Annotated in this window: 28 protein-coding genes; 20 read left to right on the forward strand and 8 right to left on the reverse strand. The window is 41.0% G+C overall.

Features of this window, described 5'->3' with window-relative positions:
• Positions 1-70: 70 nt before the first annotated feature.
• Together GWK08_RS08295 and GWK08_RS08300 are read right to left on the reverse strand one after the other, a co-directional pair.
• Positions 71-634, reverse strand: a complete 564-nt coding sequence (locus GWK08_RS08295) for a YceI family protein (protein ID WP_163606471.1) — start codon at positions 632-634, stop codon at positions 71-73.
• 442 nt (positions 635-1,076) lie between these two features.
• Positions 1,077-1,631 (reverse strand): ExbD/TolR family protein, encoded by a 555-nt coding sequence (locus tag GWK08_RS08300; RefSeq protein ID WP_163606472.1) that lies wholly within the window; start codon positions 1,629-1,631, stop codon positions 1,077-1,079.
• Between the two features lie 154 nt (positions 1,632-1,785).
• Between GWK08_RS08300 and GWK08_RS08305 the strand changes: the two genes are divergently transcribed.
• The 3 genes from GWK08_RS08305 to GWK08_RS08315 all read left to right on the forward strand — a co-directional run bounded on the left by GWK08_RS08305 (position 1,786) and on the right by GWK08_RS08315 (position 5,390).
• The gene (locus tag GWK08_RS08305) at positions 1,786-2,556 is read left to right on the forward strand and encodes a TerC family protein (RefSeq protein WP_163606473.1); all 771 of its coding nucleotides are present in this window, start codon (positions 1,786-1,788) and stop codon (positions 2,554-2,556) included.
• An 18-nt stretch (positions 2,557-2,574) separates the two neighbouring features.
• Complete coding sequence (locus GWK08_RS08310; RefSeq protein WP_163606474.1) at positions 2,575-3,417, forward strand: DMT family transporter; 843 nt, start codon at positions 2,575-2,577, stop codon at positions 3,415-3,417.
• 584 nt (positions 3,418-4,001) lie between these two features.
• A complete protein-coding gene (locus GWK08_RS08315; protein ID WP_163606475.1) occupies positions 4,002-5,390 on the forward strand; it encodes a M1 family aminopeptidase in 1,389 nt (462 codons plus the stop codon).
• A gap of 32 nt (positions 5,391-5,422) precedes the next feature.
• Here the strand turns inward: GWK08_RS08315 and GWK08_RS08320 are convergent, their stop codons facing one another.
• From GWK08_RS08320 to GWK08_RS08330, 3 genes are all read right to left on the reverse strand, one after another.
• The gene (locus GWK08_RS08320) at positions 5,423-6,178 is read right to left on the reverse strand and encodes an arylamine N-acetyltransferase family protein (protein ID WP_163606476.1); all 756 of its coding nucleotides are present in this window, start codon (positions 6,176-6,178) and stop codon (positions 5,423-5,425) included.
• Between the two features lie 112 nt (positions 6,179-6,290).
• Positions 6,291-6,992: a LytR/AlgR family response regulator transcription factor gene (locus tag GWK08_RS08325; protein WP_163606477.1), complete on the reverse strand. Its 702-nt coding sequence runs from the start codon at positions 6,990-6,992 to the stop codon at positions 6,291-6,293.
• Positions 6,989-7,735: a sensor histidine kinase gene (locus GWK08_RS08330; protein ID WP_239524889.1), complete on the reverse strand. Its 747-nt coding sequence runs from the start codon at positions 7,733-7,735 to the stop codon at positions 6,989-6,991. Before GWK08_RS08330 ends, GWK08_RS08325 begins: the two co-directional genes overlap by 4 nt.
• A 218-nt stretch (positions 7,736-7,953) precedes the next feature.
• Here GWK08_RS08330 and GWK08_RS08335 point away from each other — a divergent pair, with 218 nt between their 5' ends.
• Positions 7,954-9,129 (forward strand): metallophosphoesterase, encoded by a 1,176-nt coding sequence (locus GWK08_RS08335; RefSeq protein WP_163606479.1) that lies wholly within the window; start codon positions 7,954-7,956, stop codon positions 9,127-9,129.
• A gap of 850 nt (positions 9,130-9,979) precedes the next feature.
• Here the strand turns inward: GWK08_RS08335 and GWK08_RS08340 are convergent.
• The gene (locus GWK08_RS08340) at positions 9,980-11,098 is read right to left on the reverse strand and encodes a LytR/AlgR family response regulator transcription factor (protein ID WP_163606480.1); all 1,119 of its coding nucleotides are present in this window, start codon (positions 11,096-11,098) and stop codon (positions 9,980-9,982) included.
• Positions 11,099-11,320: 222 nt separating this feature from the next.
• On the opposite strand from GWK08_RS08340, the gene GWK08_RS08345 reads away from it, so the two are divergent.
• The 12 genes from GWK08_RS08345 to GWK08_RS08400 all read left to right on the forward strand — a co-directional run bounded on the left by GWK08_RS08345 (position 11,321) and on the right by GWK08_RS08400 (position 20,043).
• Complete coding sequence (locus tag GWK08_RS08345; protein WP_163606481.1) at positions 11,321-12,364, forward strand: lamin tail domain-containing protein; 1,044 nt, start codon at positions 11,321-11,323, stop codon at positions 12,362-12,364.
• 177 nt (positions 12,365-12,541) lie between these two features.
• Positions 12,542-12,979: an OB-fold protein gene (locus tag GWK08_RS08350; protein WP_163606482.1), complete on the forward strand. Its 438-nt coding sequence runs from the start codon at positions 12,542-12,544 to the stop codon at positions 12,977-12,979.
• Positions 12,972-13,520: a YceI family protein gene (locus GWK08_RS08355; RefSeq protein ID WP_163606483.1), complete on the forward strand. Its 549-nt coding sequence runs from the start codon at positions 12,972-12,974 to the stop codon at positions 13,518-13,520. Before GWK08_RS08350 ends, GWK08_RS08355 begins: the two co-directional genes overlap by 8 nt.
• The gene (locus tag GWK08_RS08360; protein WP_163606484.1) at positions 13,510-14,403 is read left to right on the forward strand and encodes a DUF5777 family beta-barrel protein; all 894 of its coding nucleotides are present in this window, start codon (positions 13,510-13,512) and stop codon (positions 14,401-14,403) included. The genes GWK08_RS08355 and GWK08_RS08360 overlap by 11 nt, the downstream gene beginning before the upstream one ends.
• A gap of 140 nt (positions 14,404-14,543) precedes the next feature.
• Entirely contained in the window at positions 14,544-14,894 is a 351-nt protein-coding gene (locus GWK08_RS08365; RefSeq protein WP_163606485.1) for a c-type cytochrome, read from the forward strand.
• Between the two features lie 3 nt (positions 14,895-14,897).
• Positions 14,898-15,320 carry an OB-fold protein gene (locus GWK08_RS08370; protein WP_163606486.1) on the forward strand — a complete coding sequence of 141 codons (423 nt, stop codon included), beginning with the start codon at positions 14,898-14,900 and terminating at the stop codon, positions 15,318-15,320.
• 4 nt (positions 15,321-15,324) lie between these two features.
• Entirely contained in the window at positions 15,325-15,870 is a 546-nt protein-coding gene (locus GWK08_RS08375) for a YceI family protein (protein WP_163606487.1), read from the forward strand.
• A 4-nt stretch (positions 15,871-15,874) separates the two neighbouring features.
• Positions 15,875-16,765 (forward strand): DUF5777 family beta-barrel protein, encoded by an 891-nt coding sequence (locus GWK08_RS08380; RefSeq protein ID WP_163606488.1) that lies wholly within the window; start codon positions 15,875-15,877, stop codon positions 16,763-16,765.
• Between the two features lie 265 nt (positions 16,766-17,030).
• Positions 17,031-17,324, forward strand: coding sequence for a hypothetical protein (locus GWK08_RS08385; protein ID WP_163606489.1), 294 nt, complete (start codon positions 17,031-17,033; stop codon positions 17,322-17,324).
• Between the two features lie 608 nt (positions 17,325-17,932).
• Positions 17,933-18,391, forward strand: a complete 459-nt coding sequence (locus tag GWK08_RS08390) for a Na(+)-translocating NADH-quinone reductase subunit F (protein ID WP_163606490.1) — start codon at positions 17,933-17,935, stop codon at positions 18,389-18,391.
• Between the two features lie 345 nt (positions 18,392-18,736).
• Positions 18,737-19,591, forward strand: coding sequence for a universal stress protein (locus GWK08_RS08395; protein WP_163606491.1), 855 nt, complete (start codon positions 18,737-18,739; stop codon positions 19,589-19,591).
• Between the two features lie 41 nt (positions 19,592-19,632).
• Entirely contained in the window at positions 19,633-20,043 is a 411-nt protein-coding gene (locus GWK08_RS08400) for a hypothetical protein (RefSeq protein WP_163606492.1), read from the forward strand.
• A gap of 709 nt (positions 20,044-20,752) precedes the next feature.
• Here GWK08_RS08400 and GWK08_RS08405 read toward each other — a convergent pair.
• Together GWK08_RS08405 and GWK08_RS08410 are read right to left on the reverse strand one after the other, a co-directional pair.
• Entirely contained in the window at positions 20,753-21,742 is a 990-nt protein-coding gene (locus GWK08_RS08405; RefSeq protein ID WP_163606493.1) for a cyclase family protein, read from the reverse strand.
• Between the two features lie 120 nt (positions 21,743-21,862).
• On the reverse strand, positions 21,863-22,723 hold the full coding sequence (locus GWK08_RS08410) for a class I SAM-dependent methyltransferase (RefSeq protein WP_163606494.1): 861 nt from the start codon (positions 22,721-22,723) through the stop codon (positions 21,863-21,865).
• Between the two features lie 269 nt (positions 22,724-22,992).
• On the opposite strand from GWK08_RS08410, the gene GWK08_RS08415 reads away from it, so the two are divergent.
• From GWK08_RS08415 to GWK08_RS08430, 4 genes are all read left to right on the forward strand, one after another.
• Positions 22,993-24,471 (forward strand): acyl-CoA synthetase, encoded by a 1,479-nt coding sequence (locus GWK08_RS08415; RefSeq protein WP_163606495.1) that lies wholly within the window; start codon positions 22,993-22,995, stop codon positions 24,469-24,471.
• Between the two features lie 86 nt (positions 24,472-24,557).
• A complete protein-coding gene (locus GWK08_RS08420; RefSeq protein ID WP_163606496.1) occupies positions 24,558-25,103 on the forward strand; it encodes a porin family protein in 546 nt (181 codons plus the stop codon).
• A gap of 106 nt (positions 25,104-25,209) precedes the next feature.
• Complete coding sequence (locus GWK08_RS08425) at positions 25,210-25,635, forward strand: MarR family winged helix-turn-helix transcriptional regulator (protein WP_163606497.1); 426 nt, start codon at positions 25,210-25,212, stop codon at positions 25,633-25,635.
• Entirely contained in the window at positions 25,632-26,162 is a 531-nt protein-coding gene (locus GWK08_RS08430; RefSeq protein WP_163606498.1) for an NADPH-dependent FMN reductase, read from the forward strand. The genes GWK08_RS08425 and GWK08_RS08430 overlap by 4 nt, the downstream gene beginning before the upstream one ends.
• Positions 26,163-26,167: the final 5 nt, after the last annotated feature.

Raw genomic sequence — 26,167 nt, forward strand, 5'->3', positions numbered from 1 at the left:
TTGGCTTCCCTTTTACTTTAAAACTACCCTGTCTTTATCAAATACGGGATTTAGCATATAGTACTGACGACTAATTATCCAGATCGGTAGCGTCGGCTTCCTTTGCATGCCGGTTTACAGGTACTTTGATATAGACATCCAGCTTGTTTTCACGACGCAGATCGGCCATTTCAATTCCGAAATCCATTAGGTTGATAGAAGCAAAACCCGCTATAATACCTTCTGAATACATGATATCCAGGGATACTTTCTTTGTAACATCTCTGATGGTAAGCTTTCCATCCACTATATAACCGTGATCCATTTCCATGATCTTGGTACTTCGGAAGCTGATAGTGGGGAATTTCTTTTTATAAAGAAATTTTTTAGACATCAGTTTGATGTCCCTGATCTTACTTCCGGTCCGGACGGACTCTGTTTTTAGGTCGGCGTGAACATAGGAATTGTACAGTTTATCCGGGTCGAAGAATACTTTGGTGGTAAGTCCGCCAATAGAACCCGTAATATCTTTTGAAGCCAGATGAATATTGATCTCTGCTTCCTTATCCAGGATGGTTATTTTGTTTTCAGTCTTAGAAGGTAAAAATAACATCCCGAGGCTAATCCATAGGAGTAATTTTTTTCCAAATAACATGATTTTTAAGATTTAAGGCTGGTTAAATATAGTAAAAATCTGATAATCAGTCAAAAATCATCGACGAACGGTAAAAAACGCACTCAATTTTACTTTTTGTTAATTATCAGATTTTGCTTCAAATTTTGAAATTATAAATGCTGAATTTTAAGTTTTGAATGTGTGATCTTTGGATTAGAAAGTTTTTAAATTCCACCTCTCGACGAGCCTGTATCGAGCGTAGTCGAGATGCTCGAGGTGACATCAAACAACTAAAAACTAACAACCACCAACGCGCACCGAAACTTGCGCCTCCGCTAAAGCTTCAGCAGCATGTGGATAGTGAAGGTGTGACAACCAATAACCAATAACCAATGATCAATTAGCAATGACCAACTTCTAACAGCTAAAAGCTAAAGGCTAACAACTAACAACCAACAACTAAACGCTAACAACCAAACAATCACTTCGTATCTGCTTCGGAGATCACCTGAGGGTAGGCTTTTTCCAGTTTTTTGATCTCGGAATCGGTGAGTTCACCTATAGATTTGCCAAATTCTCTTAGTGCATAATTATTTCTCAATTCGGTAAATGCGGCGGAGAGTTCGTTCTGTACAGCCACAAAATAACGATAGGAGGCTTCCCGGTCTGCGGTAAGTGAGATGATCGCTTCCTGAGGGTTATCTGAGGAGTCGGCCAGTTTTTTCCCTGAACAGTAAGTACAAGTCCCATCTCCGTTATTATCGATAAAGGAAACGGCAAGCGATCTTAACTCAGATAATTCTATAACCTTATCCTCTGCAAAGAGCTGATTTTGTTTGTTGATCAGGATCCTGAATACATTTCTTTCATTCAGGTCTACAGTGCAGGGTGGATTTTCACAATCCCTTGGAAGTCGGCGATTGATCCCTTCGTCGTCCTGGATAGTGGTGGTTACCAGGAAAAAGATCAGTAATAAAAAGGCAATATCTGCCATGGAGCCGGCATTTACCGGTTCTTGTCTTCTCGGAGTTCTCATAATATATGGTTTTAATGTTGTGGAAATGAGCACAATATTAATGCCAAAGCAGGTTGTTGAAAAAAAGAAGAAGGGAAGGAGTTGCAATTTTGCTCGGCATGTGCTTTTTAACTTATATTTGAGACTTCATTACAGAAAATACATCATATCTCTTATGGAACAGATTTTTACGCTGGACAATTTTATCACTTTAGGAATGTTAACGCTGCTTCAGGCAGTTTTGGGTCTCGATAACCTGCTTTATATCTCCCTGGAATCCAAAAGGGCTCCGGAAGAAAAACAAAGCCGGGTTCGATCTATAGGTATCGGACTCGCTATTATTTTGCGTATTGCGCTTTTATTCCTGCTTATTCGTGTGATCGCTTATTTCCAGGACCCTATTTTTGGCTTCGATGCCAAAGATGTTATCGAAGGGCACTTTAATATTCACAGCCTGATCGTCCTTGCAGGAGGAGTGTTTATCATGTATACCGCAGTAAAGGAGATCTGGCATATGCTGAAAATGGAAGAGGATCATGCCTCTCAGGATAAGAAGCCTAAATCCATAAATATGATCATCACTTCTATCGTGATCATGAATATAGTTTTCTCTTTCGATTCTATTCTTAGCGCAATGGCACTGACCGATGTTTTCTGGGTGATGGCAACAGCCATTATTATTGGAGGATTACTTATGATATGGCTTTCGGGCAGGGTAACCAGTTTCCTTAAAAAGAACAGGATGTACGAGGTACTGGGATTGTTTATCCTTTTTATCGTTGGGATCATGCTGTTATCGGAAGGAGGACACCTGGCACATCTGAAGCTCTTCGGAAATGAGATCACTCCAATGAGCAAGACCACCTTTTACTTTGTGATCGTCGTGCTGGTGGTGATCGATATTATCCAGTCAAAATATCAAAAGAAACTCTCACGGACCAAATAGACTAATCCGCGAAAAATTATGGAGCTCCGGAAAGCCATTTACTTTATGATCCTGAGTACTCTGGCCTTTACCGGAATGAACGGGCTTATCAAGTACCTGACCGAGTATACAGCATACCAGCTGGTATTTTTCAGATCGGTGGGGTCGCTGGTATTTACCTTCGGATATTTATTCAGATATAAAGTGCCCTTACTTGGGAATAACCGTAAACTCCTTTTGGTCCGCGGACTGGTAGGGGTAACGGCAATGTCTCTCTTCTTTATGGCGGTTCACTATATGCCCATAGGCTCTGCTGTGGCTTTGCGTTATACATCGCCGATCTTTGCAGCTATTTTTGCTGTTTTATTGTTAAGGGAGACTATAAAACCCCTTCAATGGCTGTTTTTTGCCATAGCCTTTGCCGGAGTTCTCGTCCTTAAAGGATTTAACGGGGAGATAAGTACCATAGGGATTGTTTTAGGGTTGATATCCGCACTTTTTAGCGGATTTGTATATATCATCATCAGAAGATTGGGGAAGGCGGAACATCCGGTCGTGATTGTCAATTATTTTATGTGTGTAGCCACACTGGTAGGAGGAATCTTGTCCATCTTTAATTGGATACCGCCTACTTTTGAAGATACATTGTTGCTGCTAAGCCTTGGTGTTTTTGGCTTTTTTGGGCAGTTGTTTATGACCAAAGCCTTTCAATTGGGAGAAACCAATGTTATTGCTCCTATAAAATACGTGGAAGTAGTATTCGCTATTCTGGTAGGGGTCGGTTTTCTGGGAGAGACCTATTCCTGGTACAGCGTTACCGGAATGGCAATGATCATAGGAGGATTGCTGTTGAATCTGTGGTATAAGAGCAATAGACAATGAGCAATAAACAATGAACAATTAGCAATGATCAATTAAGACAAAATTTGTCAATTCGAGTGATCCCAGAGGGATTGTATCGAGAATCAAATTTTGTGTTTATCCACTTTAACTGTTCTCGATACTTTTTCCTGCGGAAAAAACTCGAACTGACATTCCTCTCATTACTCACTACCAACGAACAACTAAACGCTAACAACCAAATTCCAATCTCCAATCCCGATAGCTATCGGGACCAAATTCCATATTCCAACCTCTCACTACTTAATACTTTGTACTCAGTACTTAATTCTAAAAACACACCCCTAAAGTCCCCTCAAGGGGACAATGCTAACCGCTAAAAGCTAAGGGCTACCAACGAACAACTAAACGCCACCAACCAAATTCCAAGCTCCAATCCCGATAGCTATCGGGACCAAATTCCAGATTCCAACCTCTCAATACTCACTACTTTGTACTTAGTACTAACCAACAACCAACAACCAACAACCAACAACTAAACCCTAACAACTAAAAACCTCCAATAATGTAACTTTTTGGATAGAACGAACTACTATTTAGTATAACCGACCTTAAACCTTTGATCAATGAAATCAAAATATCTAATTCTTTCAGTTGCCTTCTTTCTTATAAACCTTCTTGTTGTAAATGCACAACCTCATATAAGCGGAAACGTATTTATTGATATGGATACAGGCTTGTTTAAATGCAATCTTAAATTGTCCGGGCTTCCGGAGCTGAAGGAGTATAAGATCCTGCTCAATAAAGGGATGAATATCAAATATTTTAAGGGCGCCGGAGGTGAGATCATACCTTACAGTGGTTATTATGATCCTAATGTAAGGGGAGAAGGTACGGAATATGCCCTGACGGATGATAAAAGGAAGGAAAAGGATTTGCCTTCGGAATTTGAAGTATCCTATATCGGAGCTTTTCCGAAGTATACGGATTCCCTGAATCATATCGATTTTAAGGGGATCATCGCATTGAATGACCAGACCATCAGGGCAGCGGAGCAGACCAAATGGTATCCGGTGATCTACGATGCAAAGAACGACCGCCACATAAACAGTTATACTTATAAGTTATCGGTGGAAGTTAAAGGGGCGAAGACCATCTTTATTAACGGATCGGCGCCTCAGCAGGCTGAGAAGGCCCAATTCTCTTCAACCAAAGCTGTACCCCTTTTACTATTTGCCGGGGATTATGATTTTGTGGGTGAAAACGGCAACTATATATTAAACGCGTCTATAAACAAGGAGATAGCCTCCGGTATCTTCCGCAATATAGAAACCATAAAATCCTATCTGGCCCAAAAGCTGGATATTGCCTTTACCGATAATATTTATTTAATAAAACATAAACCCATCAACAAAAGAAGAAAGGGAAGTAGCTGGGGATTTAACACCTATCCCGCCTTTGCGTTTACCGGCCTGGACTTCGGTACTCTGGTGAACGAAGAAGGACGCTTTACCGATAACATCTTTAAATACTTCGGGCATGAGTTTGCGCATAATTATTTCGGGAACAATGTAATGTCGGGGAATTTGTCCTGGTTCTGGCTGGAATCCTTTGCCGAGTATTTGTCCTATAATATTTCCGAGGAAATGTCCGGAGAAGAATACTTGTCAGGGATACTTAAAAACCATGTCAACAGTGTAAAGAACAAAGATTTTATTCCCCTGAGTCAGATTGAAAGCCCCGGGCAGATAGGGGATACCTACCGTTACAGAATGGCCCCGCTCATCCTCAAGTGTTTTGATCTGAATTTCGGAAGAGAAAAAACCAATAATACCTTAAAAACCCTGATCAATTTTGCGAATACCGAATCGCTTAGCCTCGATCTCTGGGAAAAGGCCGCCATGCAAAGCGGGATCAGCCAAGCGGACTTCAATACCTTTAAGGAAAAGTTTATCGATGATGCGGCTTTTGAAAAAAATACCGTAGAGTTTATTTCAAACCACTATAAATTCTGATACCGGTTTATAACAATCGGAAATAAGACTCCTTAATCGGGGATACCGAATTCATTTTTCAGGATGTCCTTTTCCTGTTCTTCGGTAAGCAGCGGAGTTTCCGTTTTGTTTCCGTTTGATCTTCGGATGTATTTGGAGTTTAAAATGGTCTTACGCCCGTCTGACGTGGCCAGGGTACAGATCTTGTTTTTTACGAAATGAGAATCGGGAGTATGTTGTTTAAGCTCGCATTCCTCCATAAAATCAGCGATATGCCTTTCCTGCAGATCAAAAACATACTTCTTTTCCAACTTTCCGTTCTTAGCGGTTCCCGAAAGGAGATATTTGCCATTGTCGGAGCGGTCTATACGGAAAACACCCGCCTTATCGGTTTGTTTTAACCCGGGAAGCAACTGTATAGGTTCGATAAACAGGTCTCCGTAACCCACATCTGCCAGCCAGGATTTCCCTTCAATAGTTACTATTAAAGCCATATGATCGAAAGGAGGCCCAAGTATCCCCTGATCATCGAATATACTTGCAGAAATGATCCTTACCTCAAACCCGATCTCATTCAGGAGCCAATGGAATAAATAATTAAGCTCGTAACAGAACCCGCCCCGGTTCCTATCGACTACTTTTTTGAAAAGAGCTTCTTTTTCCAGAACAATCTCCCTTTTATTCTGAATATCCAGGTTTTCAAACGGAATATTGAGAATATGCTGCCGATGCAGGCGGATAAAAGTATCTTTATCTGCCCGGCTATCATCAGAGAAACGGAGTCGCCTTAAATACTCTGCAATATTCATTGGTGGGTTTTAGTACCATCAAAATAAAGAAATTAAAAACGGTATTCCATCCGTAGAAAACAAGAAAAATAAACAAACTCCTGTTAGAAACTTTTAAATCGGGATAATGGGGTTATTTCAGTAAGCCTGAAACATTCATTTTATAAAGCTTTCCGATAGGAACAATATGTTCTCCGATAAAGATCCTGTTTCCTTCTATACTCTTGATGTGTTTTACTGCCACTGCAAAAGATTTGTGAACCTGCATAAAGTCGTCTCCCGAAAATGAGCCAAGCAGATCGGATATCTTTTCCCGAACGGTAATCATCTCTGTTTGGGTAAACACCTTGGTATAGTTTCCTGCTGCTTCTATATAGAGAATGTCATCAATATTTACCTGAATATACTTTTTATCACTTTTAAGAAAGATGCTTTTTGTTTCGGGAACAGGTTCTCCGCTAACCGTCGGTGTTGGTAATTTCCCGGCAGAGCCTATTGCTTTATTAATGGCTTTCAGAAATCGCTCGAAACCAAAAGGCTTGAGTAAATAGTCCGTAATATTGAGTTCGTAGCCTTCCAGGGCGTATTCCTTATAAGCAGTCGTCACGATAACTTTAGGCGGAGAGGGAAGCGTTTTCAGGAATTCAAAACCTTTTAGCTTAGGCATATTCAGGTCCAGAAAGATAAGATCTACTTCATCTTTTGCCAGGTACTCAAATGCTTCCAGGGCATCGTAGCAGTTTTTCATGAGCTTCATATTCGGAAGCAGATCGCAGTATCCCTTAATAATATCATGGGCTACAAATTCGTCATCGATGATCAGATATTTTATCATAAGTGTTTTAAAATTAATCTGGCCCTGTACATATCTCCGGAAGAAGAAAAGGTCAGGGAGTGTTTATAAGGATACACGAGTTCCAGTCTACGCTTTAGATTTTCCAGCCCGATACCGGTTCCTTCGCGAACATCTTCGGCATCAAAATTATTCTCCACAATAAACTGTATGCTTTTTGAAGTGGCGTTGAACTCTATATGAACATAGGCATTTTCTCTAAGGTTTTCTACTCCGTGTTTAAAGGCATTCTCCAGGAGAATAATAAACAACAGGGGCATCACCTTATATCCTTCGGTTTCTATATTAACATTAAACCGAATGTCTATCTCCTTGTGATAACGCATACGATGCAATTCGGTATAATTCTTCAGATAGTCTATTTCCTCCTCCAAAGTAACCCAATCCTTTTGCCCGTCATAAATACTGTATCGCATCATATCCGATAGTTTCAGGATAAGTTCCTGGGCCTTTTTACCGTCCTTTTCCACCCAACCGTAGAGATTGTTCAGGGTATTAAAAAAGAAATGAGGGTTCACCTGACTTTTTAGGTGAAGCAATTCGGTTTTGGCTTTTTCATTTCTCAGCCTGATCAGCGACCTTAATTCCCGGATGATCCAGAAAAATATGACCATGAAGTATATGAAGGTAAACAGGGAGAAAAAAGGCTCGGTATCATAATTCTCCATTACGATCAGCAAGGCTCCGATCCCCGCCATCAATATCCATCTAAATCTTTTTCTCAAAAATTGCATGTCCAATATTACTTAAATAAAACATGGCAGCCAAAGAAGTTGACAAACGTATATTTTAGGGGGATCAACCTCTTCAGAAACGGGATCAAATCCCTTAATATACAACTGCGGGTTATCTGTGTTCCTTAACTGTCTGTTTATCACATTTATTACTCCAGGCCTTAGGCAGGATCTAAGTTTGCTACTCAATCCTTTAAAAACATTAAAAAATGAAAACTAAATTATTAAGATACTTCAAACATTTATTTCTAACCATCCTTGTATTGGGAATCACAGCTGTTCTGATCGGGCTCTATATGGGGGCGAGCCTGAATTATGCAGACAGGCCCGGAAAATGGAACATGGAGAAGGAAGGACCTTATGTCTTTTTTGAAAATGACAGTGTTTTAAGCGTAAACCATATCAGGGGAAATCGCGATAAAGGCTTTTATGTAGATAAAAAAGAATATCCGATCGGTTCCGAGATCGAGGCTACCAGTTATTTTTCACTCGATGCCACGGATTTTAATTTTTCCCTGAAAACAGATTTTAAAACTCCGAAAACTACCTATGATGACGGAAATAAAATACTGGCTATATCTGATATTGAAAGCGGATACAAAACCTTCAGGGATTTCCTGATCAACAGTAAGGTGATTGATGCCGAATTAAACTGGACCTTCGGAAATGGACATCTGGTTCTGGTAGGCGATTTTGTAGACAGGGGCTTCTCGACAACCCAGGTGCTTTGGTTTATCTATAAACTGGAACAGGAAGCTCAAAAGAAAGGCGGAATGGTACATTTTATTCTGGGGAACCATGAATTAAAGAACCTTCAGGGGAATTATGGGGCTGCTTCCGACAAATACCTGGCAGTTTCCAATATTCTGGAAAAGCAGCAATTTGAACTGTATAACTCCGATTCTTTTATAGGGCGATGGCTGAGCAGTAAGAATACCGTAGAACGTATTAACGGGAATCTTTTTACCCACGGAGGCCTTCATCCCGATCTTGCCGATACAAACATTAGCCTGGAACAACTTAATGAAACCGTACGAAAGAACTATTACAAGGCTTACTATCCCAAAGCAACAAAAAGTACGGAACAAATGCTTGTTTCTACCAGAATTGGCCCGTCGTGGTACCGCGGTTATTTTAGAGAAAACCTGACTCAGGAAGAAGTAGAACGCGGACTGGATAAGTTTGATGCCAAAGCGGTAATCGTGGGACACACGATCCAGCGAAAAGTAAATCGCAAGTTCCAGGGGAAAGTTATAGGAATAGATGTTCACCATCCTAAGGACTATAGCAAAAGCTGGCCAAAAAGGAGATCGGAAGCATTAATGATAGAAGGAGGGAAGTACTATAGAGTGTTTGATAACGGAGGAAGGAGAGAAATGCTTTAGCAATGAGCAATGAGCAATTAACAGTGAACAATAATCAATAAATAATTATCAATCAAAGGGTGAACAGAGAGGAGAGGGATTGATCCTCCACCTTAAGCAGATGCCGGATTTGAATTTTAGGTTCAGATTCGGTATTTGTATTTTTGAGTTTCACCTCTCGACGAGCCTGTATCGAGCGTAGTCGAGATGCTCGAGATGATAACTCTGGAAACTATGCACTAACAACCAAATTCCAAGCACCAAATTCCAAATGAGTGAAATCAAAATTTGTCAATTCGAGTGATCCCAGAGGGATTGTATCGAGAATCAAATTTTGTGTTTGCCATTTATGACTGTTCTCGATACTTTTTCCTGCGGAAAAAACTCGAACTGACATTCCTCTTAATATTCAATTCTTTGTGTCCAGTACTTAAGATACACCCCTCTTGTTTTCTCCCCTCCAGGGGAGAACGAAATCCTCAAGGGGACAATGCTAATCACCAATTGCTAACAACTAAAAACAATCAACTAATAATCAAATCCCAAATTCCAATCTCTCGACGAGCCTGTATCGAGCGTAGTCGAGATGCTCGAGATGACAATTCTGGAAACTATACACTAACAACCACCAACCACCAACGTACACCGCCCGCGTGCCGCCATAGCTCCAGCGGAGGCGCAAACTTTAGTGAAGGTGTGACAACCAAAACCCAAATTCCAATCTCTCGACTGCGCTCGAGATGACAACTCCAGAGACTATACACTAACAACCTCCAACCAACAACTAACAACCAAAACATCAACATTCAACATTTAAAATTGAACATTCATAATCTATGAACCTCAATACTTTGTACTCATAACTACTACTTCACAAATTAAGCCATTGTTTAAATTCTGCTGCTTTGTTCTTACTGATAATTACATCTACTTCAGAATTGGGACTCACCAGTATCTTTAGCTGGTTATTTCCGTAGCGGATGATCTTTTCTATGGCGGAGATAGCAATAATAAACTGGCGGTTGGCCCGGTAAAAATCGCTTTCATTTAAATTGGAGAAGAGTTCATCCAGGCTGTTATTGGTAGTTGAGCGTTTACCGTCAAAATTTACCACATAGGTAATGGTGTGCTCGGTAAAAATATAGGCGATCTCCTCCGTTGGAACCGGTAAGAGCTCATTTCGCAAATAGGTAAGGATCCTCTTTTTTCCTTTTTCCGTCTTTTTCCCGACCGTATTGATCTGCGGTTTTTCATCGATAGCCCTCTGCTGATATTTCTCCAGGGCACTGTTTAATTTGGCCAGGTTGATAATCTCATCTTCAAGCTTCTGATTTTTGAGCTCCAGCCTTTTCTCATACGCACTTCCGATAAGGCGAACCATGATAACCGAAGACAGGATAATAAAGAAGCCCATAATGGTAAAAATGACATAAAAGGTATTCCTCAGGCCGTCGATCTGGGTGTATATCCGGGTAATATTGGCATGGGCTGCGATGATCCAATCAGAATTATCCACCGGATAGAGATAGATGATCTCCGATTCCCGTTCTGCATTCCCAAAATCGCGGATACCACCCACCTGGCGCCTGCTCATCAGAAGATCGTAGAAATCTTCGGAACTTATATTGTCTTTTATACCGGAAACAAAAGACTCATTAGGGCTTAACTGTTGCCCCACTTTTTTGATGTCCGGGTTGCAGATCTCAATCCCCGACCAATCGAACATACTGATTGATCCCGTTTCCAGGTCTGTGTTCTCTATGGTTTTCTGAATATTATTTATAATGGAATCTTTCGGGAGTCCGCTGGCCAGTTGATAGCTAATGAGACTGGCTATCTCCTTGGCCTCTCTCTTACTCGATTCCAATTGGGTGTTTAATAACTGATTGGCACTGGCCTGTATAAAGTACCTGATGGAAATCCCGGCAATAATGATAAATATGACGGATATCGCTAAAAAAGTAAAAAAATACAATTTGTCCTTTTTCATGATACACGGGGGTTATGGGATGACAATGTTCAATAGTATATGCTAAGATAAACTATAATTTGTAACTGTATGATTATCAGATTTAAGAAGCGCTTTACCTGTTCCCGAAAACGGAATTATTCCCTCTTAAGGCTTGTTTTTCCCTTTCACACTCTTTTTTTATGTATCCCCGGCCTTAATATGTTCTTTTGGTACTGATTTAACCTTTAAAAGCATAATAAGATGAAAAAGTACCTATTAGTGTTAACGGTAATTTTTGCAGCCTGGAGTTGCTCTGGCGATGATGATGGTGGAACTCCGCCGCCCCCGCCTTCGGGTAATCCATCCGTAGTGATCAATGAGGTAGCCTACCTGGGTGATGAGGTAGAGCTCTTTAATAATGGGAATGTCAATGTAGATCTCAGCAGTTATTTCCTGTGCCTGGGGCCGGGAACCTATAGAAGAATAGGGGACCTGCAACTTCAAGGAAATGCAAACCTGGCACCTGGAGAATACCTGGTAATTACATATGCAATGCCAAGGGCCGAAGGAGGATTGGGGCTTTACAGGAATAATTCCGATTTCGCAGACCCTGATACCCTGGCTGATTTTGTACAGTGGGGAGTCGATGGCAGCCCCAGAGAAAATGTTGCGGTAGCAGCAGGAATCTGGACGGCAGGAGAGTTTGTAGAGGTCGTTTCTGATGCGGATAACAGTATTGCATTTGACGGAAACGGAAATGCAGCTTCAGATTGGGCGGAAACTACAACACCTACCCTGGGAGCGGCAAATTCGGTTACTCCTCCGGTACGTTCTGTTGTTATAAATGAGGTGGAGTATCTCGTAGATGATCAGATAGAACTCTACAACAGTGGTGATACACCCGTAGATCTGACCGATTACTGGTTGTGCTTCGGTCCCGGAGCTTATTTCAGGATTGGCGATCCTGCTATGACCGATATCATAAGCGGAAATATTAGCCTGGCACCGGGAGAGTTCCTGGTGGTTTCGGCAGTAAACCTGGATGCCCCGGATGCAGCAGGTGCGATCGGACTGTATATAAACGACAGTAATTTTGCCGATTCTTCTACCATCAGGGACTTTGTACAATGGGGAGCAGCAGGGAATGCAAGGGAAAGTGTTGCCGTTGATGCCGGTATCTGGGATGCCGGAGGATTTGTCCCCAATGTCGCAGTAGGGTCCAGTATAGCCTATGATGGTACCGGAGATACCTCCGCCGATTGGAGTGAAGATACTACCCCCACCTTAGGTAGCGGTAATAACTGAGAATAAAATAGTGATCTGTTGATCCTGTATCACTGTAGTGGGAATTGGTTGTTATGAAAAAGACCCGTATTCCCGGTTTACCGAAGAAAACCCATATTGCAAAACATTAATTGATTTGCTTTATGGGTTTTAAAATGCATATTGAAGGGAGTTGGCATGAGATAAAAGTTTGATGGGATGAAAAAGCAGTTGATCAAAAACATTGCAATACTTTTTTTTGTGGGCTTGCTCATACTTTATGCCGGCTTGTACCGTATATTTTTTAAGGAGGTTGATATGATCAAAACCCCTGCGGAGATCCGTATCAGTTCGGAGCATCTGGTGGCATCTTTTTTAGCAAATGAACCTCTGGCAAACAACCGGTATGTAGAGAAAGTAATTGAGGTTCAGGGGATTATTGACGAAATCACCTATTTAAATGATCGTTATACCGTATTTTTGCAGGGAGGGGATAAGTGGTCCTGCCTGATGTGCGATATGCAACCCGATCAGATTGAGAAGGTGAAAAAGCTGAAGCCAGGTCAAAAAGTCCTCCTTAAAGGTATATGCAAGGGATTTCTAAAAGATGCTATCCTGTTAAACTGTGTATTGCTTAACCAAAAAATAAATGAATAAAACCATTACGCTAATACTCATATTGATAGTACGGATCGGGTGCGCTCAGGAACCTGATCAGTACATAACCCGTCAGGGGCAGGCGTCGTTTTTTTCATATACCTCTGTAGAGAACATTCAGGCTACCAATAACCAGGTGCTGAGCATTATTGACCTCTCCAAAAAAGAGATTGCTGTGAGTATGCTGATGCGGGCTTTCGTTTTCGAAAAGTCGCTGATGGAAGAACATTTTAACGAGAGTTATATAGAATCCGATATTTACCCCAAAGCCACCTTCCAGGGACAGATACAGGATTTCGATCCTTCTATTAACGGAGAACAGACACGGATCGTAAAAGGACAATTGACCATTCACGGGGTTACCAGAGAAACAGAGATCAAGACCAAAATAGAGAAAACGGGCAGAACCTATGTCCTTTCCGGAGATTTTGAACTAAGGATCAAAGATTATGAAATTAAAGTACCTCCCATTCTTGCGAGGAATATAGCCAAAACCATTTCTGTGACATTCAGTTTTAAATATATACCCTATGAAAAATAACAGGCTATATATAATACTTCTTTTGTTCTTAAGCGGATTTTACAGCTTGAGCGCACAGGATCTGCTGAAACTCATAGAGCAGGAACAGAAAGATACTGTGCTTTATACGCTGGCTACCTTTAAAGCCACACGTATTGCTATCGGGCAATCGGTAGAAACACGCAAAAAAGGAGTTCTGGAATGGCAGTTTATGAGCAGGTTCTGGAATATTCCCGACAGACGGACACAAAGTTTCATTGCAGATAAGGTAAGCGCCAGAATAGGCCTTGTATATGGAGTCTCAGACCGGCTTAGTTTTGGTTTGGGAGGAACCACCTGGGACGGGATCTTTGACGGTTTCCTGAAATACAGGCTTATATGGCAAAGAACAGATAAAAAAGGAGCTCCTTTTAGTATTACCCTTTTTCAGAATGCAAGCTACCGGAGCGATTCCTATCCGAATATAACAGCCACAGATAATTTTCGCAATAGGTTATCATTTACCAGTCAACTGCTTATAGCGCGGAAATTTACTCCCAATTTCTCCCTTCAGCTAACACCAACCTATATTCACCGGGGCTCGCTACTGTTTCCGGAAGATCGTCAGAATCTGTTTGCCCTGGGATTGGGAGCAAGATATAAAGTGAACAATCATTTAGCAGTGGTTTCGGAGTATCACTATCTCACCAACCCTATACGGGCTGTAGATACCTTTGATGCATTTGCGATAGGAGTGAACTGGGAGGCCAGCGATGTGATCCTACAGTTCTACCTGACCAATGCAAGAAATATAGAAGTAGGTAATTTTAGTACTCAGACCTTCAATAATTTTAATTTTAATGACGGGAACCTGCATTTCGGCTTTAATTTCACCTATGTCCTTCATTTGAAGAAAAAAAGATGACATCGACCCTTTTTCAGCGGAAATTTTAACACGGAAATTTCCTTTTCAAAGCTCGTTTTTCCCCTTCGGAAAGTTTTATTTGATCCCCGGATTACAGAGGACTTACTTTGACTCCTGAAACAGTCAAAAACAATCCGGCCATGACCAAAAAACAATTCTTCAGTCTATTTCTATGGCTTTCAGTGTTCCTGGCTTCCTGCGAAAATTTTGTGGAAAATGAGGAAGAGCCAATAGATGTTCAATGTGAAAATCCGGTTTCCTATACTACAACAATCCGTCCGCTGATCAATCTAAACTGTATGCCCTGCCACAATGGTGATGGCACCGAGCCCGGTGCTCCAGACCTGACCACCTTTAATGCCGTTAACAACCTTGCAGACCTGGTGAGAGAAGTTACTCAGTCGCGAAGAATGCCCCTGGGAGGCAGCCTTACCGATAAGGAGATAAACGATATACGTTGCTGGGTAGAACAGGGAGCGCAAAACAATTAGCATATGGCTTCAAGAAAACTCAAAATCACACTAATTGCTTTGGTATTCCTTGTTGGGGGAATAACAATATACCTGCTTTACAACAGTAAACCTTATGCCCATATCAGAAGGGCAGAGGCTACTTACATTCTGTCTGCCGGTAATCTTATAGCGGATTATGATAAGGATGAGGCCCTGGCGAATAAAAAGTACTCCGAAAGTATCATAGAGGTAAGCGGAAGGATCAGCGAAATAAAGAAGGTAATGGAATACCATGTAATAAGCCTGTATGGGAATGAAACGGAATCGGGCATTATTTGCCATATGCTTCCGGAAGAAAACTCAAAAGTAACCCGCTTACAAAAAGAGCAGCAAATAACCTTAAAGGGCGTTTGTACCGGCTACCTGATCGATGTGATGATGATTAAATGCATACTAAAAGATTAAGATCATGATAAAACTTTATACCATATGCCTGTGTTTTTTCCTGGCAACTGTAGCTGTTAATGCCCAGACCAGGTATTTTACTAAGGACGGCCATATTTCCTTTTATTCGCATGCATTGATAGAGGATATAAAAGCCGATAACCACCAGGTGTTAAGCGTGATCGATACGGAGAGCCGAGAGCTTGCAATACAGCTCTTAATGCGGTCTTTTACCTTTAAAAAAGCCTTGATGCGGGAGCATTTTAATGAGAATTATGTAGAATCGCATATCTATCCCAAGGCAAAGTTCACAGGCCGGATCGCGGAAATAAAATTAAATGATACGAACCCTTATGAAACCGAAATTTCGGGGACACTCAGTATTCACGGTGTTGAAAAGGAAGTCAGTACCAAAGCTCAGGTTAGAATAGAAGCAGATAAAATTACCCTTAGCGGAGATTTTAATGTTGTCGTTGCAGATTACAATATCAAGATCCCTGCATTGGTAAGGGATAATATTGCCAAAATTGTAAAGGTCAGTTTTGAACTACACCACAAACCATATAAATAAAATCATGAAATATTTTCTCTTAACCATTATTATAGGTCTGCTTTCGTTTACAGCGAATTCGCAGGAACTGGAAGCTATTTTAGAAAAGGAATCCGCAAACGGGACGGAGCTGGTTTTAGGAAGCTTTAACGGTACCCGTTTACTGAACGGACATTCTATAGAAACGAGGAAAAAAGGAGTGCTCGAATTCCTGATCTCTCACAGATTTGACCGTGTCAACTCCGGTTTTGATGAGTTTTTCGGGCTGGACGATTCCAATATCCGCTTTGCATTCGAATATGCCTTTAACGATCGACTCACACTGGCAGTCGGAAGAAGTTCTTTTGAAAAGACCTATGATGGATATGTCAAATACAGGTTGATTCGACAGAAAACAGGAAAAAAGGCTTCTCCCATCAGTGCAACTCTTTTTGGCAGTATGACGATTAAGACCATAGATGATTTTGAAGACGAGAGCGATGCTACTTTTGGAAGAAGGCTTAGTTATACGAGTCAGATCCTGATAGCCCGGAAGTTCAATCAGAATTTTTCATTTCAACTGGCACCGACTTTTATACATTTTAATCGGGTGAATTCTCCGGACGATCCTCACAATATGTTTGCTCTGGGGGCAGGGACCAGGGTTAAGATCAGTAAGAGGGTGTCTCTGAACGGAGAGTATTATTACAATCTGAACCCCTTCGAATCCAGAGACGTTAAGAATTCCATCGCCTTCGGAGTAGATATAGAAACAGGCGGACATATATTCCAGCTTATATTTACCAATGCGGTTTCCATGATAGAAAAAGGGTTTATTGCCGAAACCACAGGTGATTTCTTTAAAGGAGATATTCATTTCGGCTTTAATATCTCCAGGGCATTCCAGGTGAGTAAAGCAATTAGCAATGAGCAATGATCAATGATCAATTAACAATTAACAAATTCCAAATTCCAAATTCCAAATGAATGAAAACAAAATTTGTCAGTTCGGGTGATCCCAAAGGGATTGTATCGAGAATCGAATTTTGTGTTTATCCTTTATAACTGTTCTCGATACTTTTTCCTGCGGAAAAAACTCGAACTGACATTTCTCTCATCCCGATAGCTATCGGGACTCACTACGTAATGCTAATTAACAACTAAATCGTATTTTTGAAATATAGGGATCTAATAAAAATTGAATGATGAAAAAAACTCAGGAACAATGCTATAAATGCGGAGATACTTCCAAAAACCAACTCGAAGAATTATATGGTTATACGATCTGTAACTCATGTAAATCCAGATTGGGACTATTCCTTGATCCGACCATAGAAAAGCACGTTTTATCATTTAGGGAAACCAAAAGAGAAGACCCTACCAAACCCACCTATAAAGAAGAGGTCGCATTCAGATTGGACTGCCTCGACAAGGATTATATTAGCAAGAAAATCAAACTCCTTCATATACAAGATCGGATAAATAATTTAAGCTAGGATAGTTGTTCAGAGAATGTTTAAGCTGCTGTGTTTTCACATTTACCACATATATGAAGAAATATCAAATCCCAAATGAGTGAAATCAAAATTTGTCAATTCGAGTGGTCCCAAAGGGATTGTATCGAGAATCGAATTTTGTGTTTATCCTTTATAACTGTTCTCGATACTTTTTCCTGCAGATTTAACCCTTCCGTCTTTAACTGTGTTAAAGCCACCTTCCCTTATTTAAGGGAAGGAATTTTTTTAAGCAGGAGATATACAAAATTCCCCTCCTTTCAAAGGAGGGGTGCCTACCTCTAGGTAGGCGGGGTGGTTCGTGTACCCCTCTTGTTTTCTCCCCTCCAGGGGAGAACGAAATCCTCAAGGGGACAATACTGACCGCTAACAACCACCAACCAACAACTAACAACGTGCTCTGAAGTCTTGACGAAAGAGCAACAACCAAATTCCAACTTCTCAACTGCGCTCGAAGTGACACCCTTCTCATCCCGATAGCTATCGGGACTTAATACTTTGTACTCACTACTCACATGTTTTTTGTATATTATTTAATAGAAAACTAGCAAATTATGCGTAATTTAGAGTGTTGATTAAAGAAATACGCTATGAAAATATCACAACGACTGGAAAACGCTATAAGCAAACTATATACAGCCTTTCACACGAATACTTTACATCCGGAGTGCCGGATGAGTTGTGCAGTGGGGAATATCTGCGATAATACGACCACCTGGACCCATCTCACAAACGGACACGGCTCCCTGCAACTGAGTTATATTGGACAGTTAAATGAAGCTTTCGGAAGAAAGGTATTCGGTTATTCTCCCTCGGAACTACTTCAGATTGAAGCAGTGTTCCTTACCGCTTGCGGATATGAGATCCCTTTGGCATTTAATGCTAAAAAACCAAAGGACCCCGCAGACAAAGAATTATTATTTAACGCGCTCTGTGCGGTAGTGGAGTTCTTATGCAAACTTGACGGGGTTCCAAATGTAATGGATTACTCCAAACTGTTTGAGTTTGAGGATGACCGTCCGAAATACGAGCTACCCGCATTTGCTTAAAATCCGATTGGTTTAGAATATGTTTTACTACCGTCTTAGAGCTGTTTAATACAACAGCTATTTACAGAGGTGGATCAATATCTCTTTGCTTTGTGTCTGATGGATATCGTTAGATATAAAGCTTATGTTTTCTCTCCCATTATCTTTTCTACCCGGGGAGGGCCTTATGACATTTGTCATTTTTTAAGTCGCTGATATCTACTATTTTAGAAATGAGGTTGCCTGAAGTAAGGAAGATTAAACCCTTCAACTAAACAGGGATACCTGAAGTATGTTCTTTGCCTGATAATTATCATGGAATAAGCAGAACCTGATCCGTAATTTTAATAAAAGAATAAAGAAATCATGAAAAAAATATTAGTACCCACCGATTTTTCATCTAATGCCTGGAATGCTGTTTGCTACGCTCTGGATTTTTTTAAGGATGAGGAGTGTACTTTTTATTTCCTCCATACTTATATCCCTCATTTTTACAGAACGGATTATACTATGGGAGGGGTTGCCATGTACAGTACTCCGGATGCTCTAAGGCAGATATCACTTGCCGGGCTGGAAAAGACACTTACGAACGTAAAGGAGCGTTATTCCAACTCCAAGCACTCATATGAATGCCTGTCCGCTTTTAATCTTCTGACCGACGAGATCAATGAAGTAGTGGCAAGAGAGAAGATAGACCTCGTAGTTATGGGCACCCAGGGAGCTACAGGCTCAAAGGAGATATTTCTTGGTACTAATGCGGTGTTCACTATCCGTAAAGCTAAAGTACCTGTCCTTGTAATTCCCGAAAAGAGCATGTTCCATGAACTGGAAAAAATACTTTTTCCAACCGATTATATGACCTTTTACAAAAGAAGAGAGTTAAAACCGATGATCAGGATGGCTAAAGCCCGTAATGCAAAGATTACTGTATTGCATGTTGTTGGTGAAAGGGAATTAACGGAAAAACAAAAATCTAACAGAGAATTTCTCGATGAGTGCCTTGAGGAAACAGATCATCATTTTAAGGAAATTCACAAGCAACTTATGCCCGATGCCATACACAATTATATCAGGGATAACGATTTTAATATGCTTGCAATGATGAAGAGAAAGCACTCTTTTCTTGAGCGTCTCCTTTTAAAACAAAATGTAGACTCTATCGGGTTTCATGTGAAGATACCTTTTTTGGTGATGCCCGATACGGCTAAGATCTCTTATTAAAATTGAACATGAGAATATTTTAAAACAATAAAACCAAACAAATGAAAAAAGCAGGGGTCTGGATAGATAAAGAAAAGGCACACCTATTATTGATCAATAAAGGAAAGGAAGAATTTATAACCGTTCTCTCCGGGGTGGAAAATTATCGTGTACACGGTGGCTCCCGATCAAAGACTAAATGGGGGCCTCAGGATGTGGTTCAGGACAGCAAATACCTGGAACGTCAGAAACACCAGTTAAGAGATTATTTTAAGAGAGTTATCGATTATCTTAAAACGGCAGAAGTGATTGCTATTTACGGCCCGGCAGAAACCTATCAGAAGCTGGATAAAGAATTAAAAGAATCATATAGAGAAATCGCCGCTAAGATCAGAACCGTGCAAAAAACAGATAGTATGACCAATAACCAACTTAGGGCATTGATGAGAGATTATTTCAGGGAAAACCCGTGATCATTCCAGCGACCTCCTTTAAATTCTACAGTTGATAGACTACCTATGTATTTTCATGACATAAAATCACTCTGTCTTATTTTTAAACATTTGATAATCAACCTTCTGAAAATGATTTCGTGAAACAGAATTGTATTTGATGAAAATCTGTCAAAACGATTAGTATTCTGTAGTATTTTAGGTTCATAGCATTTGCAAAATGATCTGGAACATCGCTAAAGTGATTTTCTGCGCTCTGTCTCTGATTGCCAATATTTATTCCTGACAGGATTATCACAGGAGCACACACAGGGTGTTGAGAGAAAAAGAAGGTAAAGAAGGGTTGTATCTGGTTATTACGCTTTTCATAATCTCTATTTTACTGGAACAGGTATCGGAACTCTGATATACACTTTCTTTGGTAATGGAAAAAAAGACGTATCGTTTTGTAGGATGTTTATTGGAGGGCAAAAAGAAGATTTGATTTGAAAATTAATTGTATGTGTAATTTCGAGATAATTACGAATTCTTCTTTTTGTAGAGGACCTGTAGCGGAGAACCATTTTTGTTGTGATTTAAGCCCCTGGTACAGGTCCTTAATTTTTAAAATACTGAGAAACCACGAGTTTTTATAATCCTTCACACGTGATTTATTCCAAAACCATTGAAGTGGCAATGTGTGAAAAAGCCCTGTACCCCGACGGCGACAGGGCTTATTTTTTAAATATACTTATCGGATAGCAATAGGGCGTCCCGGAGATCCCGTTGCACCTTTAAAAGGAACCGGGGTGAAAACAAACATGAATTGGTAGACCCTGTCCTCTGCAAGACTGTCGAAGGTGAGATTTTCCAGATTCAGAATACCGTGTTGATTTATCAGGAACTGATGCACAGGAAAGGCCGCATTGGGTACTGAGCTGGGTTCAACTTCCGTCCCGTACTGATCAGATCCGATCATGGATACATTTTTGGATGCCAGCCAACGGGCTACTTCCATACCGATCCCGGGAGGATTCGTATTGTATTTATCCGGGTTATTCCAATACTTCGACCAGCCATATCTGAAGAACAGCGCGTCTCCGTTTTTAAGATCGGCTTCTTTGATCCCTTGCTTTTCCATAGCCCCTTTTACATCAGCCAGAGTAACCTCATAGCTATGATCGAGAGCCTCAACATTTTTATAACCTGCAATATCTATCAGATAACCCCTGGTTATAATAGGTTTTATATTTTCAATTCCCAGTTGCTTTAAACCATAAGGACTGTATATCTCATCTCCCGTATGACCATTGTAAAAGACATCACGTTCCTTACCATCATCAAACTTCAGGCGTGTACCAATATGCCCTAAACCGTCGAATTGAGTCCCGACCTGGCCGATCTCTGTGGTTATGAATTCATCGTTGTAAACCAGCTTGTTCTCTCCAAAAGGCCCACCTGTCGGAGCCCCGGGACTTCTTAGTTCGTAGGTGCGGGCGCCGAATAGTGGCATCCCGGTCTCGTATACCTGCCCCAGTTCGTAAACTTTCCCGGTTTTAACCAGACTTGTGGCCTCGAGGACTTTTTCGGGAGTGATCCAGTTAGATGCTCCGGCCTGATCACCGGCTCCCCAGATAGGATGCGGCCACCACGGCCCCTTATCTTTGGTCTGTGCCCTTACTGTTGTTAAACTGATCAATGCGATTAATACAAAAACAAAAGTGTGTGTTTTCAATTTCATAGTGTTAATTTTTAATAGTTATAGCAATTTTAATCGATGGTAATAATCAATAATAAATTTAGCTGTTTTTTTTAGAAAAGTAAAGGCATAAAACACTGATTTACGGCTGTAAACAAAAGTTTAACAGTAAACCGCGTCACATACTGCCGGAGTTTTTAAAGAGGAAGTTTTATGGAAGCTCTTCGATGGATCGGATATGGAGAAGACTTCCTCACCTGAATTAAGGCTTCCTGCGAATTTGCAGGATATCCTGATGGCATGAAAGCTATAGGTTCCCTGAGGGTTGAGGTGGTTCTTCTCAATATATGCCCTGACATCCTTTCGTACCGGCGGGTTTATAATAGGGTGGAGGTTAAGCATAAACTCGGTAACCATATAGGCGGAGCAGATATCGGGAGGTGTGCAATAAGCGTATATGGTATCCATCTTCAGGGAGAAGGCTTTTCCGTGTCTCTTTTTAAACAGATCTGCAAGAGAGTTGAGATCTGCGTGTTTATTGAGAAAGTGCCCGGACATCTTATTAAAATCTGTTTGCCCGTTCTGAAGAATGATCAGGGCAACGCCTCCGGGTTTTAGCCAGGATGCGAGTGTTTCAAGATTAAGCATCCACAGGGCAGGATCTATATAATAAAACACATGAGAACAAAGTACCAGATCGGCTGCCGCCGGTACTTTGGATTCGGCTATAAAGCCGGGTAAGAGCAGACAACGGGGGAAATTTTTGCGAAACTCTCTGCGTAAATATTCATTGGGTTCAATGGCCAGTGTAGAATTGAAGTAACGGGCCACCCAGGAGGTAAGCTCTCCGGTCCCGGCTCCTGCATCGATAAACTGATATCGCTGAGGTAAGGCCTCTATATACGATTCCAGCCATTTTAATAGCTTCACTTTCTGATCCGTGTGTTTTAGAAAAGTTTTAAACCCTTTTTTGTACATTTTGCTTTGAGAATTGTACACTTTTACCAAATCTGTTTTACTCATTTTACTCTTTTTAATTCAGGGTCAATATTTCATCAACTTTCAACTAAAAACCCTGCTTTTCAATTAAATGTAAGCGGAAAATTCAGATTAAAAAAAACATGGTTCATAGGACGTAAACACCAATGTTTATAGCAGTTTTCGAGGTGCTTTTCCAATTTGATTATAACGTTGGAAGCTGTTTTTGGAAGTAGAGAGATCAGGAAAGGAAATAGTGATATTCTTCCGTGTTTATGTTGCAATTTGCCAAATGCTTTTCTTAATTTTAGCCGATGATCAAGCTATTAGAAAAAGCCGCTTCATACGGGGAGCGAAAAGCTATTGTCTCTGACGGGAGATCCTTTAGTTATCATGAACTTTTAAGATCCTCCGGGAATGTTGCTGCCCAATTACTTTCAGGACAGGACGATCTGAAAGAAGAACGTATTGCTTTTCTGGTTCCGCCTTCCTTCGAATACACTGCCGTACAATGGGGTATTTGGGCAGCGGGAGGGATTGCTGTTCCTCTTTGTGTGTTACATCCTTTGCCATCTATTAAATATGTGCTGGAGGATACGGCAGCCCGAATTGTTATAACACATCGGGATTACGAAGCTTTTCTCAGGCCCCTGGAAGAAGAGATAGGGATACGCCTGCTTCTGATAGATGAGATTATGAAAGAAGCCTCTGCTGTCTTACCCGATATAGAAAACACAAGGAGGGCCATGATCCTGTACACCAGTGGTACTACGAGCAAACCGAAAGGAGTGGTAAGCACCCATGCCAATATTGAATCGCAGATCAGTACGCTGGTAGATGCCTGGGAATGGCAAAAGGACGATCATATCCTGAACATCCTGCCCCTACATCATGTTCACGGGATTATTAATGTAATGAGTTGTGCGTTGTGGACAGGTGCCTGCTGTGAGTTTCTACCGGAATTTGATGCCGGGAAGGTATGGGAAGTCATCAGTTCAGGAAGACTGACCCTGTTTATGGCCGTGCCTACGATCTACTATAAATTAATTGCCTTTTGGGAAGCTTCCGGCGCTAATGAGAAGCACCGGATGTCTGAAGCTGCATCACGGCTTAGATTAATGGTTTCCGGCTCGGCGGCATTACCTGTTCCTGTACTTGAAAAATGGAGAGAAATTACCGGAATGACCCTTTTGGAGCGCTACGGGATGACAGAAATAGGAATGGGACTCTCTAATTCGTACAGAGGAGAAAGAAGGCCGGGGCATGTAGGATTACCTCTGCCCGGAGTTTCTATTCGCCTGGTAGATGAGAATAACCAACCCGTAAAAGAGGGTACTGCAGGAGAAATACAGGTGAAAAGCGCATGTGTATTTAAAGAGTATTGGGAAAAGGAAGAAGCTACCCGGAAAGCATTTACGGAGGACGGCTGGTTTATCACAGGAGATATAGCGGTGCTGAATGAGGGATCCTATAAGATCCTCGGAAGGGATAGTGTAGACATTATTAAATCGGGGGGATATAAGATCTCTGCCCTGGAGATTGAGGATGTTCTTAGAAAGCACGAACTTATAAAAGATTGCGCCGTGGTGGGGATCCCCGAGCCCGAATGGGGAGAAATAGTAGCAGCCTGTATTGTGACAGAGGAAAATGAGATCGACTTTAAACAGCTATCGGATTGGCTTAAAAGCTACCTGCCTTCATATAAAGTTCCCCGCAAATACCTTATCAACAAGGAACTTCCCAGAAACGTTTTGGGAAAAGTGACCAAGAACACCCTGAAGAGCAGGTTTTAATTTCGGGAGGTTTTCCATATAATTTCTCACAGAAGAGCAACCATTTTCCTGATCCGGCATCTTATACAAAAACAACCAATACAATTATGAGAACACTGGCAATCAGCATTATTGCAATTCTGGGCTCCCTTTTTATTTCAAATGCCCAGAAAGTAGAATTTGGTCTTACGGCGGGGTATCTGTATACCGAGGGAAAACTGGATACAAGTGGTTTTGAAATTAAAGACACAGAGAACGGGTTTTACCTGGGAGTACTAGCAGAGATAGATATTAATGAAAAGTTCCGCTTTCAACCGGAAGTACTTTATGGGAATGGAACGGATAGTAAGTTTTTATATATCCCTTTATTGTTTAAGTATTATCTGGGGGAAAGATTCAACCTTCAGGCAGGCCCGCAGGCTACTTTACTGCTCGACGATAATGCCTTCGGAGATCCTTTTCGAACGTTTGGTATAGATCTGAGTTTCGGCCTTGGTTTTGATATTACGGAAAGGATCTTTATAGAAGCCAGGTATGCCTTTGAAATTACCGACAGGGCCAATGATAACATTCTTATTTTTGGCGATATCCTTTCTCCGGTAGACGATGCCCGGTTTAAAGCTTTAGGTATCGGACTGGGTTACAGGTTTTAAAGCAGGATAGAAGTCAGTTTCAGTTTAATTTGTAAAGACAGATAGTACATATTTGTATTATTTAAAATAACCTAATATATTTGTACCTACAAATAATGTAGGTGTAATGAATTCTTATTACGAAGCTGTTTTCGAAATTATCAGAACAGGTCACTGGATGACAGATTCAGTATCCAGGGAGCTAAAGGAATTCGGGATATATGAACCTCAGTTTAATGTGTTGCGAATACTTAAGGGAGCAAGGGGAAAAGCTGTTTCGGTAAATGATATCCTGGATCGTATGGTACAGCGCTCCAGTAATGTTACGCGTATTGTCGACAAGCTGGAAGCGAAAGGTTTAGTAGAAAGGACGCTATGTCCGGACGACCGGCGAAAGATGGATATAGTGATAACAAAGGAAGGAGAAGCATTATTAAAAAAACTGAACAGGAAAGTTGAAGCGCTCCATAAACCTATGAAGAATAACCTCAGTCAGCAGGAAGCAGAAACTTTAAAAAACTTAATCAAAAAATTAAAAGGAGAACAAAAATGAAGAAAATAGTAGCCATTGGAGGAAGTAATAGCAGAAGTTCTATCAATAAAACCCTGGCAACCTATGCAGCCAGGCAAATAGATAATTCGGAAGTTGTGGTTGCAGATCTGAATGATTATGCCTTACCTCTGTACGGGATAGATGAAGAGAAGGATAATGGTATTCCGGAAGATGCACACAGGTTTAACGAATTGATCGCGTCTGCAGACGGCCTGGTGGTTTCCCTGGCGGAACACAACGGTTCGTATTCTACCGCCTTTAAAAATGCATTCGACTGGTTGTCGAGGATCCATCAGAAAGTATGGAAGAACAAACCCATGTTATTAATGGCAACATCTCCAGGAGCAAGGGGAGGAGCTACGGTGCTTCAGACCGCTAAAACATCCTTTCCACATTTGGGAGGAAATATCGTTGCCGATTTTTCCCTGCCTTCTTTCCATAACAACTTCTCTGAAGAGGGAATTGCAGATAAAGAGTTAAATACCGATTTACATAATAAGATCCGGTTATTACAGGAAGCTATTTAAGGAAC

The organism is Leptobacterium flavescens (genome assembly GCF_010671605.1).
Classification (GTDB): Bacteria; Bacteroidota; Bacteroidia; order Flavobacteriales; family Flavobacteriaceae; genus Leptobacterium; species Leptobacterium flavescens.

Coding starts and splice junctions, on each gene's coding strand:
- GWK08_RS08320 (WP_163606476.1), bottom strand. CDS start 6,178: ATGAATATTGCAGAGTATTTAAGGCGACTCCGTTTCTCTGATGATAGC.
- GWK08_RS08345 (WP_163606481.1), top strand. CDS start 11,321: ATGAAAAAGTACCTATTAGTGTTAACGGTAATTTTTGCAGCCTGGAGT.
- GWK08_RS08335 (WP_163606479.1), top strand. CDS start 7,954: ATGAAAACTAAATTATTAAGATACTTCAAACATTTATTTCTAACCATC.
- GWK08_RS08420 (WP_163606496.1), top strand. CDS start 24,558: ATGAGAACACTGGCAATCAGCATTATTGCAATTCTGGGCTCCCTTTTT.
- GWK08_RS08390 (WP_163606490.1), top strand. CDS start 17,933: ATGAAAATATCACAACGACTGGAAAACGCTATAAGCAAACTATATACA.
- GWK08_RS08350 (WP_163606482.1), top strand. CDS start 12,542: ATGAAAAAGCAGTTGATCAAAAACATTGCAATACTTTTTTTTGTGGGC.
- GWK08_RS08380 (WP_163606488.1), top strand. CDS start 15,875: ATGAAATATTTTCTCTTAACCATTATTATAGGTCTGCTTTCGTTTACA.
- GWK08_RS08295 (WP_163606471.1), bottom strand. CDS start 634: ATGTTATTTGGAAAAAAATTACTCCTATGGATTAGCCTCGGGATGTTA.
- GWK08_RS08325 (WP_163606477.1), bottom strand. CDS start 6,992: ATGATAAAATATCTGATCATCGATGACGAATTTGTAGCCCATGATATT.
- GWK08_RS08360 (WP_163606484.1), top strand. CDS start 13,510: ATGAAAAATAACAGGCTATATATAATACTTCTTTTGTTCTTAAGCGGA.
- GWK08_RS08305 (WP_163606473.1), top strand. CDS start 1,786: ATGGAACAGATTTTTACGCTGGACAATTTTATCACTTTAGGAATGTTA.
- GWK08_RS08400 (WP_163606492.1), top strand. CDS start 19,633: ATGAAAAAAGCAGGGGTCTGGATAGATAAAGAAAAGGCACACCTATTA.
- GWK08_RS08395 (WP_163606491.1), top strand. CDS start 18,737: ATGAAAAAAATATTAGTACCCACCGATTTTTCATCTAATGCCTGGAAT.
- GWK08_RS08425 (WP_163606497.1), top strand. CDS start 25,210: ATGAATTCTTATTACGAAGCTGTTTTCGAAATTATCAGAACAGGTCAC.
- GWK08_RS08415 (WP_163606495.1), top strand. CDS start 22,993: ATGATCAAGCTATTAGAAAAAGCCGCTTCATACGGGGAGCGAAAAGCT.
- GWK08_RS08340 (WP_163606480.1), bottom strand. CDS start 11,098: ATGAAAAAGGACAAATTGTATTTTTTTACTTTTTTAGCGATATCCGTC.
- GWK08_RS08310 (WP_163606474.1), top strand. CDS start 2,575: ATGGAGCTCCGGAAAGCCATTTACTTTATGATCCTGAGTACTCTGGCC.
- GWK08_RS08430 (WP_163606498.1), top strand. CDS start 25,632: ATGAAGAAAATAGTAGCCATTGGAGGAAGTAATAGCAGAAGTTCTATC.
- GWK08_RS08410 (WP_163606494.1), bottom strand. CDS start 22,723: ATGAGTAAAACAGATTTGGTAAAAGTGTACAATTCTCAAAGCAAAATG.
- GWK08_RS08370 (WP_163606486.1), top strand. CDS start 14,898: ATGGCTTCAAGAAAACTCAAAATCACACTAATTGCTTTGGTATTCCTT.
- GWK08_RS08315 (WP_163606475.1), top strand. CDS start 4,002: ATGAAATCAAAATATCTAATTCTTTCAGTTGCCTTCTTTCTTATAAAC.
- GWK08_RS08355 (WP_163606483.1), top strand. CDS start 12,972: ATGAATAAAACCATTACGCTAATACTCATATTGATAGTACGGATCGGG.
- GWK08_RS08375 (WP_163606487.1), top strand. CDS start 15,325: ATGATAAAACTTTATACCATATGCCTGTGTTTTTTCCTGGCAACTGTA.
- GWK08_RS08300 (WP_163606472.1), bottom strand. CDS start 1,631: ATGAGAACTCCGAGAAGACAAGAACCGGTAAATGCCGGCTCCATGGCA.
- GWK08_RS08385 (WP_163606489.1), top strand. CDS start 17,031: ATGATGAAAAAAACTCAGGAACAATGCTATAAATGCGGAGATACTTCC.
- GWK08_RS08405 (WP_163606493.1), bottom strand. CDS start 21,742: ATGAAATTGAAAACACACACTTTTGTTTTTGTATTAATCGCATTGATC.
- GWK08_RS08365 (WP_163606485.1), top strand. CDS start 14,544: ATGACCAAAAAACAATTCTTCAGTCTATTTCTATGGCTTTCAGTGTTC.